The sequence below is a fragment of the Paracoccus acridae genome (assembly GCF_014642735.1).
In the GTDB taxonomy this organism is placed as follows: Bacteria; Pseudomonadota; Alphaproteobacteria; order Rhodobacterales; family Rhodobacteraceae; genus Paracoccus; species Paracoccus acridae.
Window position 1 is genome coordinate 69,693 of sequence record NZ_BMIV01000004.1, and the last position, 12,956, is coordinate 82,648.

The 12,956-nt window shown below is 65.7% G+C and carries 13 protein-coding genes and 1 other RNA gene; 1 reads left to right on the forward strand and 13 read right to left on the reverse strand.

What is annotated here, in order from left to right; genetic code table 11:
• Window positions 1-63: 63 nt before the first annotated feature.
• The 4 genes from IEX25_RS07565 to scpA all read right to left on the reverse strand — a co-directional run bounded on the left by IEX25_RS07565 (window position 64) and on the right by scpA (window position 4,113).
• Complete coding sequence (locus IEX25_RS07565) at window positions 64-507, reverse strand: methyltransferase family protein (protein WP_103173697.1); 444 nt, start codon at window positions 505-507, stop codon at window positions 64-66.
• Window positions 507-1,028, reverse strand: coding sequence for a hypothetical protein (locus tag IEX25_RS07570; RefSeq protein WP_188714661.1), 522 nt, complete (start codon window positions 1,026-1,028; stop codon window positions 507-509). The genes IEX25_RS07565 and IEX25_RS07570 overlap by 1 nt, the downstream gene beginning before the upstream one ends.
• 1 nt (window position 1,029) lies before the next feature.
• Window positions 1,030-1,845, reverse strand: a complete 816-nt coding sequence (locus IEX25_RS07575) for a glycosyl transferase (RefSeq protein WP_103173699.1) — start codon at window positions 1,843-1,845, stop codon at window positions 1,030-1,032.
• Between the two features lie 132 nt (window positions 1,846-1,977).
• Window positions 1,978-4,113, reverse strand: a complete 2,136-nt coding sequence (scpA, locus tag IEX25_RS07580) for a methylmalonyl-CoA mutase (RefSeq protein ID WP_103173700.1) — start codon at window positions 4,111-4,113, stop codon at window positions 1,978-1,980.
• A 57-nt stretch (window positions 4,114-4,170) separates the two neighbouring features.
• Here scpA and IEX25_RS07585 point away from each other — a divergent pair, with 57 nt between their 5' ends.
• Window positions 4,171-4,674, forward strand: coding sequence for a DUF4174 domain-containing protein (locus IEX25_RS07585; protein ID WP_103173701.1), 504 nt, complete (start codon window positions 4,171-4,173; stop codon window positions 4,672-4,674).
• Window positions 4,675-4,763: 89 nt separating this feature from the next.
• Here the strand turns inward: IEX25_RS07585 and IEX25_RS07590 are convergent, their stop codons facing one another.
• From IEX25_RS07590 to IEX25_RS07630, 9 genes are all read right to left on the reverse strand, one after another.
• Window positions 4,764-5,441 (reverse strand): hypothetical protein, encoded by a 678-nt coding sequence (locus IEX25_RS07590; protein ID WP_188714662.1) that lies wholly within the window; start codon window positions 5,439-5,441, stop codon window positions 4,764-4,766.
• Window positions 5,438-7,435 (reverse strand): acetyl-CoA carboxylase biotin carboxylase subunit, encoded by a 1,998-nt coding sequence (locus IEX25_RS07595; RefSeq protein ID WP_103173703.1) that lies wholly within the window; start codon window positions 7,433-7,435, stop codon window positions 5,438-5,440. Before IEX25_RS07595 ends, IEX25_RS07590 begins: the two co-directional genes overlap by 4 nt.
• 99 nt (window positions 7,436-7,534) lie before the next feature.
• Window positions 7,535-7,747 carry a YMGG-like glycine zipper-containing protein gene (locus IEX25_RS07600; RefSeq protein ID WP_103173704.1) on the reverse strand — a complete coding sequence of 71 codons (213 nt, stop codon included), beginning with the start codon at window positions 7,745-7,747 and terminating at the stop codon, window positions 7,535-7,537.
• Window positions 7,748-7,822: 75 nt separating this feature from the next.
• Window positions 7,823-8,068, reverse strand: coding sequence for a hypothetical protein (locus tag IEX25_RS07605; RefSeq protein ID WP_103173705.1), 246 nt, complete (start codon window positions 8,066-8,068; stop codon window positions 7,823-7,825).
• Window positions 8,069-8,198: 130 nt separating this feature from the next.
• Window positions 8,199-8,624 carry a hypothetical protein gene (locus IEX25_RS07610; RefSeq protein WP_103173706.1) on the reverse strand — a complete coding sequence of 142 codons (426 nt, stop codon included), beginning with the start codon at window positions 8,622-8,624 and terminating at the stop codon, window positions 8,199-8,201.
• Window positions 8,625-8,711: 87 nt separating this feature from the next.
• Window positions 8,712-8,858, reverse strand: coding sequence for a hypothetical protein (locus tag IEX25_RS07615; protein ID WP_188714663.1), 147 nt, complete (start codon window positions 8,856-8,858; stop codon window positions 8,712-8,714).
• Window positions 8,859-9,059: 201 nt separating this feature from the next.
• On the reverse strand, window positions 9,060-10,592 hold the full coding sequence (locus IEX25_RS07620) for an acyl-CoA carboxylase subunit beta (RefSeq protein WP_103173707.1): 1,533 nt from the start codon (window positions 10,590-10,592) through the stop codon (window positions 9,060-9,062).
• A 182-nt stretch (window positions 10,593-10,774) separates the two neighbouring features.
• Window positions 10,775-10,871, reverse strand: an RNA gene (gene ffs / locus IEX25_RS07625) — signal recognition particle sRNA small type.
• A gap of 40 nt (window positions 10,872-10,911) precedes the next feature.
• On the reverse strand, window positions 10,912-12,777 hold the full coding sequence (locus IEX25_RS07630; protein WP_188714664.1) for a bifunctional 2',3'-cyclic-nucleotide 2'-phosphodiesterase/3'-nucleotidase: 1,866 nt from the start codon (window positions 12,775-12,777) through the stop codon (window positions 10,912-10,914).
• Window positions 12,778-12,956 lie beyond the last annotated feature (179 nt).

The following is a 12,956-nucleotide window of genomic DNA, read 5'->3' on the forward strand; positions in this document are numbered from 1 at the left end:
TTGCGTAAGGTCGTCCGCTGTTAGCGCGCCGCGCGTCGTCATGCAACGCGCGAAAGGGCACAGTCACAGCCAGCGGCGCGTGCGCTGCCGGTATGTCGCGAATGCCTCGGGAAAGGCTTGCGCCAGCCGTTGTTCCTCGTGCGGGATGAAGCGGGCCGAGATGACCAGCACGAACCCCGCCACCAGCGGCAGGGCTGCCAGGGGCGCGCGGAAGGCCAGGCACAAGCCCGCCAGGATCATCGCATCGGCGACATAGATCGGGTTGCGCGACAGCCGGAACGGCCCCGACGTGACCAGATGGCGCGGCTGGCCATGGGGATCGACGGTCGTCTGCGCCCGGCGCATGGTCCACCCCGCCCATATCATCAGCGCCAGCCCGGCCAGGGCCAGCACCAGGCCCCAGCCTGCAAGCCAGCCGGGACCATGCGGCGCAAGGCGCCCCGCCAGCCACCCCGCCAGCACGAACAGGGCAAGCCAGATCTTGGGATAATCAGCAGTCAGCTTCATCACGGGTTGTCCTCGTATCCCGCCCATTCGCCGTCGATCCCTGTCTTGCGCATGATCGACACCACGCGCCGGGCGGCAGCCAGCGTGTCGGCGTGGATGGCGTGAACGGCCGCCGGATCCATCTCGTCCGGGTAACGCTCGCCCCTGGTGTTTATGAAGGTGGGGTGCCAATGGCCCGGTTTGCTGCCCGGCCGCCAGGATGCGTGGCACAGCAGGTTCCGCTTCAGGCGAAGGGTCCGCAGGTCAGCCGACAAACCCTCGCGCCCTTCGATGCCGGCCTGCTTCATGGCGGCGGCAAAGCTGTCGATCAGCGTGCCAAGGGTATCGTCGGCGATCTCCTCGATCCGGCGCAGCCAGTCCTGCAAGACGCGCTCGCTCACATCCTCGCCCAGTTGGCGGCGCGTCAGCGAGAAGATGGCGCGTTTCAACGCTTCCTCCAGGAAGCCGAATCCGGCAACGGCGTGGCCGATGGCCGCCGCCATGTCGTCGGGCAGGCGATCGGGCGCGCGCGGCAGGCTCATGCTATTCGCGCCACAGATCTTTCACCCAGGTCGCGGGCAGCAGGTAATGGCGCAAGTGCCGGGACAGGCTTTCCCGACGCTTTCCCGAAAAGGCTTCGCGCAAATGATCCAGCGGCGGGCGGTGCACATCGTCTTCATGCCATCGTCCGGCAATGGCATCGGGGGGATTGAGGTTGCCCGCAAAGATCACGATGCGACTGTCCTTGGGCACTTTCGGTTCGCGCAGATAGTTCATCGGGAACGTCGGGACCGAGTGCATCCGGAAATGCGCCAACCAGCCGCGCGGCCAGAACTTGACGCCGCCGGGCGCGTTCCGGGTCACGAAGCGCTGTTCATACTTGTACTTGTCCGCCACGCCCTGCGGATCCGCGCGAAACAGCCCCTGCAGCGGCGCCAGCTTGCCGACCCGCATCCGATAGACCGAGGTCTGGCCCAGCTTTTCCAGTGGCGTGTTCGGGTTGCGTCCCAGGATCGTGTCGTCAGGGTCGCCAAAGGTGAAGAACGGGTCCAGGTTTCCCGTGATGATCACGTCCAGGTCCAGGAACAGCACCACCCCGGTCACGTCGCCCAGATCCCCCCACAGCCGCGACTTGGGCCATTTGCCGCGCGTGTTCACCGGCGCCTGATAGTCGAAGACGGGCAGGGGACGCACGGCGATGTCGGGATGCAGGCCGGTGGCGTCGTCGGTAAAGCAGAACAGCCGGAAGGGCGGGGTGATGTTGCGGCGGATCATCCCAAGAAGGCGGTTGACGTATTCCGGCCCGAACTTCGTGCCCCACTTGATGCAGATGATCTGCTTGATCTCCGGCGCGTCCATCACACCCTCTCCTGGTCGAGGCGCAAGGTTTCACAGCCGCCGGGCCAAGGCAATGTTCTTTGCCTTGGTCCAAATATCCTCGGGGGGGGTGCAGGGGGGCAGACGGCCCCCCTGCCACCGCGGGACGCAAATTCACGCCGCGCGGTTTTCCCGGATCAGCCGCAGGATGTCGGCGGCGGCCTGGGGGATGTTGGTGCCCGGCCCGAAGATCGCCTTGACGCCCGCCTGGCGCAGGTAATCGTAATCCTGCTGCGGGATCACGCCGCCGCAGATCACCAGGATGTCCCCCGCCCCTTGGGCCTTCAGCGCCTCGATCAGCTTCGGCGCAAGGGTCTTGTGGCCCGCCGCCTGGCTGGAAATGCCGACCACATGCACGTCGTTGTCCACGGCGTCTTGGGCCGCTTCCTCGGGCGTTTGGAACAGGGGGCCGACGTCCACGTCGAAGCCGATATCGGCGAAGGCCGTGGCGATGACCTTGGCGCCGCGGTCATGGCCGTCCTGGCCCATCTTGACCACCAGCATCCGGGGCCTGCGGCCTTCTTCCTCGGCAAAGGTTTCGACGTCGCGCTGGATTTGCGCGAAGCTCTCGTCGCCCTCGTAGGCCGCGCCATAGACGCCGGCCAGGGTCTTCACCTCGGCCCGGTGGCGGCCCCATTCCTTTTCCATCGCCATGCTGATTTCCCCTACGGTTGCTCGGGCGCGGGCGGCCTCGACAGCGGCCTCCAGCAGGTTGCCGCCCTCGCGGGCGCGGCGGGTGATTTCGTCAAGCGCCGCTTGGCAGGCGGCCTCGTCCCGCGTCTGGCGGATGCGGTTCAGGCGGGCGATCTGCGACTCGCGCACCGCCATGTTGTCGATGTCCAGGATGTCGATCGGATCCTCGCGATCCTTGCGGTACTTGTTGACGCCGACGATCACCTCTTCGCCCCGGTCGATCTGGGCCTGGCGACGGGCGGCGGTTTCCTCGATCCGCAGCTTGGGCATGCCGGTGGCGACGGCCTTGGTCATGCCGCCCAGTTCCTCGACCTCCTCGATCAGCGCCCAGGCTTTTTCGGCCAGTTCGGCCGTCAGGCTTTCGATGTAGTACGACCCGGCCAGCGGATCGACGACATGGGTGATGCCGGTTTCCTCTTGCAGGATCAGCTGGGTGTTGCGCGCAATCCGTGCCGAAAACTCGGTCGGCAGGGCGATGGCCTCGTCAAGCGCGTTGGTGTGCAGCGACTGCGTGCCGCCCAGGGCCGCCGACATCGCCTCGTATGCGGTGCGGATCACGTTGTTATAGGGATCCTGTTCCTGCAACGACACGCCCGAGGTCTGGCAATGCGTCCGCAGCATCAGGCTGCCGGGCTTCTTCGGGTTGAAATCCGACATGATGCGATGCCACAGCAGGCGCGCGGCGCGCAGTTTCGCGATCTCCATGAAGAAGTTCATGCCGATGGCGAAGAAGAAGGACAGCCGCCCCGCGAACTGGTCCACGTCCATGCCGGCGCTCAGGGCGGCGCGCACATATTCGCGCCCGTCCGCCAGCGTATAGGCCAGTTCCTGCACCAGGTTCGCGCCCGCTTCCTGCATGTGATAGCCGGAAATCGAGATCGAGTTGAACTTGGGCATCTCGTTCGAAGTGTATTCGATGATGTCCGCGATGATCCGCATCGAAGGCTCGGGCGGATAGATATAGGTGTTGCGGACCATGAACTCTTTCAGGATGTCGTTCTGGATCGTGCCCGACAGCACCGCGCGGGAATGGCCCTGTTCCTCGCCCGTGACGATGAAGTTGGCCAGGATCGGGATCACCGCGCCGTTCATGGTCATCGACACCGACACGCGGTCCAGCGGGATGCCGTCGAACAGGATCTTCATGTCCTCGACCGAATCGATGGCGACGCCCGCCTTGCCCACGTCGCCCACTACGCGCGGATGGTCGCTGTCATAGCCCCGGTGCGTCGCCAGGTCGAAGGCCACGGACACGCCCTGCTGCCCGGCGGCAAGCGCCTTGCGATAGAAGGCGTTGGATTCCTCGGCCGTGGAAAAGCCCGCGTATTGGCGGATCGTCCAGGGGCGGCCCGCATACATCGTGGCGCGCGGGCCACGGGTGAAGGGGGCGATGCCGGGCAGGCTGCCCAGGTGGTCCAGACCTTCCAGATCGGCCTCGGTGTAAAGCGGCTTGACCGGGATGCCTTCCAGCGTGTTCCAGGTCAGGCTGTCGGGATCGGCGCCCTTCAGTTCCTTCGCCGCCAGCTTCTGCCAGTCGTCCAGCGTGGGTTTCGTCATGGTCTGTCCTTTCGCACGGCGCGGTCCACCCTATATTCAAGGCAGAAAGGGGTGCCGATGAAGTTGAAATTCCTGATGGTTGCGATGATGCTTGCCGCAATGGGACCGGCCCGAGAGGCGCCCCCGCCAGCCGTCGCGCCGCAGCCCGCCAGCCCCGAGGAGGTTGCGGCGCCCGAACCGGAACCGGCGCGGCCCGAACTGCGCATCCTGTCCGCCGCGGAAACCCAGCTGGCCGATTTCCTGTGGACGGCCCGTCCGGTCGTGGTCTTTGCCGATACGCCCAACGACCCCGCCTTCCGCGAACAGATGCGCGCATTGGAGGCGGGCGGCGCAGCCCTGATCGAACGCGACGTGGTGGTGATCGCCGACAGCGATCCCCAGGCGAACAGCGCCTGGCGCCAGCAACTGCATCCGCGCGGCTTTTCGCTGGTCATCATCGACAAGGACGGACAGGTCAAGCAGCGGCGCCCGCTGCCTTGGGACGTGCGCGAAATCAGCCGCGCCATCGACAAGCTGCCGCTGCGCCGCCAGGAAATCGGCCGGGCCGGACTGGTGCCATGAGCGTTGAAAGCCCGAACGCCTTCGCCTATATTCGGGGCGAAGGAACAGGAGGTTCGACATGAGCACGACATCCTATAACCCCCGCCCAATCACCGGCCGAACCGGTCCGATGCCGGGTTATTCCCGGCGCTGAACCGCGCTTTTTCGGCCGCGATCCAGGATGTGACGCCCGCTTTGGTTTCCGCAAGGCGGGCTTTTTGCTGCGAATCACTCAGCCGTGCGACGGCCTCGCGGCCGCCGGTCAGATGGGCCAGCAGAAAGGCCATCGCTTCCTCGCCCAGGGCGATCGCCTCGATCTTCATCTCGATGTAATGGCGATACATCCGCGCGGCGCGGGTGGCCTCCAGACGGTCCAGCTTCAGTTCGCGCAGGTCCGCGATCATCGCGCCGATGGTCAATAGCTGGTTGTAGTACTGCACCACCGGATCGACCACCCTGAAGGGCAGGACGTGAATATCCTCGACGATGGCGCTGAACAGGCGGTCGTTGTGTTCGGTAGGGATCACCGGAAAGAAGCCGTCGTCCTTCAGGATCAGCGCCTCGATTTCCGCGCCATAGCGGGGCAGGTTCTGGCTTTTCAGCGTCGCCACATGGACCCGGATTTCGGCATAAAGCGCGCCCTGCACGTCGCGGACCCGTTCGGCCCGCGCCGCCCGGTCCCGCGCCGCGCTGAGAAGATGCGTCACCACCCAGCCACCCGCCACCACCGCGCCGCCGATCATGGCGGCCACGACGCGCGGGTCGGACAGGGCGGTGGCGAAGGTCATTCGAATTCCATGATCACGTCATCGACCTTGAGGCTCTGGCCTGCCTCGGCATTGACCGACTTGACGACGGCCTTTCGTTCGGCGCGCAGGATGTTTTCCATCTTCATCGCCTCGACCGTGGCAAGGGCCTGGCCTTCCTGAACCTCGTCGCCAGGGGCCACGGCGATCTTCACCACCAGGCCCGGCATCGGACAGAGCAGGAACTTCGAGGTGTCGGGCGGCAGCTTTTCAGGCATCAGCCGGACCAGTTCGGCCGTGCGCGGGCGGCGGACCTGAACCCTAAGGTCGGCGCCGCGCGTCCGCAGGCGGAAACCGGCGGGGATCTTGTCCACCTTCATCACCAGCGGCCGGCCATCGACCACCAGCCGCGCCAGGGTCTGGCCGGGCTTCCAGTCGCTTTCCACGCGCAACTCGCGGCCGTTCACGGCGACGGTGGCGCCGTCGCGGTCGGCGCGGATGCGCGCGGGAATTTCGCGGCCGTTGACGAAGACCACCCAGTTTTCGCCCACGCGGCGTTCGTGGTTGTCCAACCGCCCGCTGATCCGGGTGCGGCGGATTTCCGCGACGCGGTGCATGGCGGATGCGGCGGCGGCCACGCGGGCCAGTTCGTCGTCAGGCAGGGTCGCACCCCCGAAGCCTTCGGGATATTCCTCGGCGATGAAGGCCGTGGTGATGTCGCCCGACACGAATTTCGGGTGATCCATCACGGCGGACAGGAAGGGCAGGTTGTGGCCGATGCCCTCGACCTCGAATTCGTCCAGCGCCACGCGCATCGCCTCGATGGCTTCCCCGCGCGACGGGGCCCAGGTGCAAAGCTTGGCGATCATCGGGTCATAGAACATGCTGATCTCGCCGCCCTCGAAGACGCCGGTGTCGTTGCGGACCACATGGGTGGCCTCGACGACCTCGGCCGGGGGACGATAGCGGGTCAGCCGCCCGATCGAGGGCAGGAAGTTGCGATACGGATCCTCGGCGTAAAGGCGGCTTTCCATGGCCCAGCCGTTGATCTTCAGATCGTCCTGGGCAAAGGGCAGGGGTTCACCGGCGGCCACGCGGATCATCTGTTCCACCAGATCGATGCCGGTGATCAGTTCCGTCACGGGATGTTCCACCTGCAGGCGGGTGTTCATTTCCAGGAAGTAGAAGTTCTTCTGCCCGTCCACGATGAATTCCACCGTGCCCGCACTGGTATAGCCCACGGCCTTGGCAAGCGCGACGGCCTGTTCCCCCATGGCGCGACGCGTTTCCGGGTCCAGGAAGGGCGAAGGCGCTTCCTCGATGACCTTCTGGTTGCGCCGCTGGATGGAACATTCGCGTTCGTGCAGATAGACCGCGTTGCCGTGCTTGTCGGCCAGCACCTGGATTTCGATGTGGCGCGGCTGGGTCACGAATTTCTCGATGAAGATGCGGTCGTCGCCGAAGCTGCTGGCAGCCTCGTTGCGCGACGATTCGAACCCCTCGCGGGCTTCCTGCGCGTTCCAGGCGATGCGCATCCCCTTGCCGCCGCCGCCGGCGGAGGCCTTGATCATCACAGGATAGCCGATCTGGTCGCTGATGCGCACCGCTTCATCCGCATCGGCGATCAGGCCCATGTATCCGGGAACGGTGCTGACGCCCGCCTCTTGTGCGATCTTCTTCGAGGTGATCTTGTCGCCCATGGCCTCTATGGCGGGGGACGGGGGGCCTACGAAGATCACGCCTTCGCGTTCCAGGGCCTCGGCGAACTTCATGTTCTCGGACAGGAAGCCGTATCCGGGATGGACGGCCTCGGCGCCGGTCTGGCGGATCGCGTCCATGATCTTGTCGATCACGATATAGGACTGGTTCGCCGGGGGCGGGCCGATATGGACGGCCTCGTCCGCCATCTTGACGTGCAGCGCATTGCGGTCGGCGTCGGAATAGACGGCGACGGTCGCGATGCCCATCTTGCGGGCGGTCTTGATGACGCGGCAGGCGATCTCGCCCCGGTTGGCGATCAGGATCTTCTTGAACATGGGCCCCCCCGGCCAGGCATGAAAAAGCCGCCCGAGGGCGCGGGGCCCAGGGCGGCGATCAGGATATCGCGGCGCGACGAACGCGCCAGGATCAGGTCGTTATTCGCAGAGACGCACGTCGTTGCAGAGCGCGCCGGCAGCGCCGCCGATGGCCGCGCCCTTGACGACGTTTTCACCGCTGACGCTGGCGATGGTCGCGCCCACGCCCGCGCCGATGAGCGCGCGGTCGGTGTCGGTCGGGTTGATGCCCTGGGTGCAGCCCGCGATGGCCGTGGTGCCGACAAGGGCGGCAATGGCAAGGAATTTGGACATTCTGGTCTTCCTGTCGTTTGAAAGGCTGGATCGGAACGCCGATCCAGCCCGTTCGGTTCTGAAAAGCCTGCGTGATCAGTAGCGACGCTGGCAGACGCCGGCGTCATCGCACAGCGCGCCGCCGACGGCACCGATGGCCGCGCCCGTTGCCAGATCCTCGTCCAAAGCCTTGGCGATGACGGCGCCAGCGACCGCGCCGCCTGCCGCACGCTGCGCATCGGGCGACAGCCCGGTCGCGGTGCCATAGCCCTGGTCGCAGGCAGCCAGGCCCAGAAGAACGAAAGCGCCGGCGGCGACGCGGGTGAACAGCGAAGTCTGCATGGAAAGTTGCCTGTATAGTGGGCCGCGCAAGCGGCCAGTGGAAGATGGTACCCGACTATCGCATAGCCCAGGGGCGCGTCAAACTGACATGGGTGTGAGATCAAGGCCCTAGGCAGCAAATTGCGCATTTTCAGCGGTCCATGCCGTCGTCGTCGTCGTTGTCGTCATCGTCCCAGCCTTCGTCGTCCCACCCGAAGTCGGGCGGGCTGTCGGTGGCGAAAAGCTCGGGAAACGAGGCTTCGGCCGCGGCCATGTCCACCTGCAGCAGCTGGTCGTAATCGGTCGGATCGAAGGGGCCGACAGCCTTCACCTCGCGCCCGATCAGCCAGCCCAGGCGGCCCGCGTCAAGGTTGCCGCGAACGAAAGGTTCTTCGCCGAAATGTTCGATCAGGGCGGCAAGAAAGCCTGCGTCGGCGCGGCGGTCGGCGGGCTTGCGGTCGCGGAAGCGTTCGCGCCGGGTGATCGGCGTCGCGCCCTTCTTGCGATTCTCGCGGCGGATGACGAATTGGAAATCGGTGCCGGGAAGGCGCCCCGGAAAGCCCTTGTGCTTCAGCATGATGGTCCCCCATGGCGGGGGCCGGGCCGTGCCGGGCCGGGAAGGCGCGGGCAGCCGGACCGCCCGCGCAAGATCAGTCGGTTCGGATCAGTTGGCGCCGTACTTGCCCTGATAGACCGGCTCGGTCGTGACGGGGTTCGGGGCAGGCACGTAAACCTCGGGTTCGGCTGCCTGACGCTGGCACGCAGCAAAGGCCGAAACCAGCACGAGGCTGAGGATGATTTTCTTCGACATGTTGTCTCGCTCCTGTAAAGCGGGCGCGGCTGCGCCCGTCTGCTCGGGTTGTTCCGGGGGATGTCTTGATGCATCGCCCCGCCGGGCATGATAGCGGCGGGGCAGGGGCGCAGACAGACAGGCCGGACCGCCGGGGGCAAATGCCGCGCGGCCTGTGGCTGGCCTGCATCAATCACGCGTTTGTGCAACTGCGTTAACATCTTACAAAGGAATGTTGTCGTGCTTCTTCCAGGGATTCGACAGCCGCTTGGTGCGCAGGCTGGCGAAGGCCCGTGCGACCCGCTTGCGGGTCGAATGGGGCTGGATCACCTCGTCGATGAAGCCCTTTTCGGCAGCGACGAAGGGGTTGGCGAAGCGGTCCTCGTAATCCCTGGTCCGCGCGGCGATCTTGTCCGCGTCGCCCAACTCGCTGCGATACAGGATCTCGACCGCGCCCTTGGCGCCCATCACCGCGATTTCCGCCGTGGGCCAGGCATAGTTGAAATCGCCGCGCAGGTGCTTGGACGCCATCACGTCATAGGCCCCGCCATAGGCCTTGCGGGTGATCACCGTGACCTTCGGCACCGTCGCCTCACCATAGGCGAACAGCAGTTTCGCGCCGTGCTTAATGACGCCGCCATATTCCTGGCCCGTGCCCGGCAGGAAGCCCGGCACATCCACGAAGGTCAGGATCGGGATCTCGAAGGCGTCGCAGAACCGCACGAAACGCGCGGCCTTGCGCGAACTGTCGATGTCGAGGCACCCCGCCAGCACCATCGGCTGGTTGGCGACCACGCCCACGGTGCGGCCCTCGATGCGGATGAAGCCGGTGATGATGTTGCCCGCGAAGTCCTTCTGGATCTCGTAGAAGTCGCCTTCGTCCGCGACCTTCACGATCAGCTCCTTCATGTCATAGGGCTGGTTCGGGTTGTCGGGGATCAGCGTGTCCAGGCTTTCCTCGATCCGGGCGGGATCGTCGAAGAAGGGCCGCACCGGCGCCTTGTCGCGGTTGTTCAGCGGCAAAAAGTCGAACAGGCGGCGGATTTCGGTCAGCGCCTCGACGTCGTCTTCAAACGCCCCGTCGGCGACCGAGGATTTCTTCGTATGGGTCGATGCGCCGCCAAGCTGTTCGGCCGTCACCACCTCGTTGGTGACGGTCTTCACCACGTCCGGGCCGGTCACGAACATATAGGACGTGTCCTTCACCATGAAGATGAAGTCGGTCATGGCGGGCGAATAGACCGCGCCGCCCGCGCAAGGGCCCATGATGACGCTGATCTGCGGCACGACGCCCGACGCCATGATGTTGCGCTGGAACACGTCGGCATAGCCAGCAAGGCTGGCCACGCCTTCCTGGATGCGCGCGCCGCCCGAATCGTTCAGCCCGATCACCGGCGCGCCGTTCTGCATCGCCATGTCCATGATCTTGCAAATCTTCTGGGCATGGGTTTCGGACAGCGACCCGCCGAAGACGGTGAAGTCCTGGCTGAAGACATAGACCATGCGCCCGTTGATCGTGCCCCAGCCGGTCACGACGCCGTCGCCATAGGGGCGGTCGGCCTCCATCCCGAAATCGGTGGAACGGTGCGCCACGAACATGTCGAACTCCTCGAAGCTGCCTTCGTCCAGCAGCAGTTCGATCCGTTCGCGCGCCGTCAGCTTGCCACGCGCGTGCTGCGCGTCGATCCGCCGCTGTCCGCCGCCCAACCGGGCCAGAGTCCGGCGGTCTTCCAGTTCCTGAAGAATGTCCTTCATCTCAGCCCCCTGTCGATCCGTGGTCGATCCTTGCGCCGCAGCCTAGTCAGGCAGGGCAGGGCGGGGAAGCAAAAACGAGAAAATTTGCAAACTGTGTCAGGCAAGAGAGGAGGAAACTGAAAATCTGCAAATGCAGCAGGTGCGCGAATGTCGCGCGCCGGGTTCGTCTGAATGCGGGAAAGGGTGAGAGGCTGGACAACGACCCAAGCGGGGCTCGTTACGGCTGCTTCCTTCCGGACCTGACCGGGTTGGCGAGGCGCCTGCCCGCGCCAACCTCTCGATGCGTTAGATAATGCGGGTTCGCGGGCGATGCAAGCCGTCAAAGATGCAGGCGGATGACGGCGAAGTCGCGGTCGTCATGGCCCACATGATCCATCCGGCGGCCGCAGCGTTCCGCGACCTCGGCCAGAAGGGGCAGGCCTTGGGGACCCGTCTCGAACAGGACCGTGGTGTCGGGCATCGGCATGAACTGCCAGGCCGGGCTTGGGTCGATGGACAGGCAACGGCGCTGGCGCAGGTAATCGCGGATCACGTTTCTGGTCTGAGGGCCTGGGGGCAGGGCGATCGGCTTGCCGATGGTCAGGGGCGCGAACAGCCCGCAGGCCGCCAGTCGATAGGAATTCGTGGCAAGGACGAACCGGTCCTCGTCGCGAACGGGGCGGCCGCGCCATGTCAGGTCGCGGATGCGGCTTCCGCCAGCCGGAAAGCCATCGACCGAAAAGGCGGGTGGGGCCGACAGGTCGATCCGCCACGCGACATCCTGGATGACATCGAACTGATAGGCCGGAAAACCCGGGTCGGTCAGCGGCTGGTCGTGTTCGCCAGGGCGGATCTGTCGAAACACGCTGGCCGAGCGTTCAAGCCAGTTGCGCAGGTCGGCGCCGTCGATCTGCAAGGCGCAGATGCGGTTCGGAAAGGAATAGATGTCGGTCAGGTTCCCCAGCCGCAGCCGGCCGGGCGCGACATCCGTGTAATAGCCGGGGCCACCCCGCCCGCCTGCCCGGAAAGGCGCGGCGGCCGACAGGACCGGAAGACCCTCCAGCCGGGTTCCGGCCAGGCTTTTGCGCACGAACCAGCGTTGCGCCATGTTGACCAGGGACAGCGCGGGGTCCACGCCCACCATCGCGAAATAGCTGCTGATCCGCTGGTCGCTGCGGGCGATATGGGTCCGCAGCCCCGCCATCGTCTTCCGGTGCGCGGGCGACACGACGCCCGTGATGGCAGGTGCGGGGGGCAGATCGGGACCGACAGCCTCGCAGTGCGATGTCGCATCGGACAGGCGCCAGCCAGTGCCAGGACCGCGGGTCAATGACAGGTCGACGATGCCCAGATGTGACCCGGCAAAGCCCGGCATCACGGCCGGCTTGCCCGACAGGGTGCCGCCCGCCGTATCGACGCCCGGCCTGCCCGCCACCTGATGGCCTGGAAAGACCTCGTGGGTATGGCCCGCAACGATCACGTCGATCCCGTCGATGACGGCAAGTTCGGCCGCGACATTTTCGCCAAAAGGGGCTGCGGGACGGTGCGAAATTCCGCTATGCGCCAGGGCGATGATCAGATCGGCGCCCGCTTCCTTCATCTGCGGAACGACAAGGCGGGCCGTGGCCAGGATGTCGTCGCAGGCCATCTGCCGCGACAGGTCGCGGTCCCAGGCGGTCGTCTGCGGCGGCAGGAAACCAACCAGGCCGATCCGCAGGCCGGCCGGGCGCCCGTCATCGGTCAGCACGCGCTTGTCCAGGATCGAGAAGCGGGGAAAGTCCGGCCGTCCCCGAAGGCGCAGATTAGCAGCAAGAAACGGGAACCGTGCCTGACGGGCAGCCGCCTGTAGAACATCCAGGCCAAAGGCGAAATCGTGATTGCCGATGGCCGCCGCGTCATAGCCCATCTGGTTCATGGCGGCGATGGCCGGATGTCGCCCGCCCGCCTGTGCCGCCTGGTCCCCCAGCGGCGTTCCCTGCAGGAAGTCCCCGTTGTCCAGAAGCAGCGTGTTCCGCCCCGCCCGCCGCCTGTCCACCAGCGACGCGATCTGCGCCAGGCTTCCCTGCCGGCAGGGACGATCCGCCAGGTAATCATGGGGCAGAAGCTTCATGTGCATGTCGGTCGTCGCCAGGATGCGCAGACCGACGGTATCCGTCAGGTCCGACGTCGGGTCGTCTTCGTTTGCCACGCCCGCTGTGTCCCGCATTCCAATCCTCGACCACAGGCGCGGCGCGACGGCGGCATCCTGTCCTGATCAAATTATCGACAGCACGACGTCTTCACAACCACAGATTGTCGTGCAACCATCATCCCCCGCACATTGACGATAAAGGCTGCAGCCGTGGCTGAATCGGCACAGGGCTTACGCCTGCCGGTGATCCGGCG

Excerpts from the sequence above, each read along its gene's own strand:
- IEX25_RS07565 (WP_103173697.1), bottom strand. The coding sequence starts at position 507 with ATGAAGCTGACTGCTGATTATCCCAAGATCTGGCTTGCCCTGTTCGTG.
- IEX25_RS07570 (WP_188714661.1), bottom strand. The coding sequence starts at position 1,028 with ATGAGCCTGCCGCGCGCGCCCGATCGCCTGCCCGACGACATGGCGGCG.
- IEX25_RS07575 (WP_103173699.1), bottom strand. The coding sequence starts at position 1,845 with ATGGACGCGCCGGAGATCAAGCAGATCATCTGCATCAAGTGGGGCACG.
- scpA (WP_103173700.1), bottom strand. The coding sequence starts at position 4,113 with ATGACGAAACCCACGCTGGACGACTGGCAGAAGCTGGCGGCGAAGGAA.
- IEX25_RS07585 (WP_103173701.1), top strand. The coding sequence starts at position 4,171 with ATGAAGTTGAAATTCCTGATGGTTGCGATGATGCTTGCCGCAATGGGA.
- IEX25_RS07590 (WP_188714662.1), bottom strand. The coding sequence starts at position 5,441 with ATGACCTTCGCCACCGCCCTGTCCGACCCGCGCGTCGTGGCCGCCATG.
- IEX25_RS07595 (WP_103173703.1), bottom strand. The coding sequence starts at position 7,435 with ATGTTCAAGAAGATCCTGATCGCCAACCGGGGCGAGATCGCCTGCCGC.
- IEX25_RS07600 (WP_103173704.1), bottom strand. The coding sequence starts at position 7,747 with ATGTCCAAATTCCTTGCCATTGCCGCCCTTGTCGGCACCACGGCCATC.
- IEX25_RS07605 (WP_103173705.1), bottom strand. The coding sequence starts at position 8,068 with ATGCAGACTTCGCTGTTCACCCGCGTCGCCGCCGGCGCTTTCGTTCTT.
- IEX25_RS07610 (WP_103173706.1), bottom strand. The coding sequence starts at position 8,624 with ATGCTGAAGCACAAGGGCTTTCCGGGGCGCCTTCCCGGCACCGATTTC.
- IEX25_RS07615 (WP_188714663.1), bottom strand. The coding sequence starts at position 8,858 with ATGTCGAAGAAAATCATCCTCAGCCTCGTGCTGGTTTCGGCCTTTGCT.
- IEX25_RS07620 (WP_103173707.1), bottom strand. The coding sequence starts at position 10,592 with ATGAAGGACATTCTTCAGGAACTGGAAGACCGCCGGACTCTGGCCCGG.
- IEX25_RS07630 (WP_188714664.1), bottom strand. The coding sequence starts at position 12,777 with ATGCGGGACACAGCGGGCGTGGCAAACGAAGACGACCCGACGTCGGAC.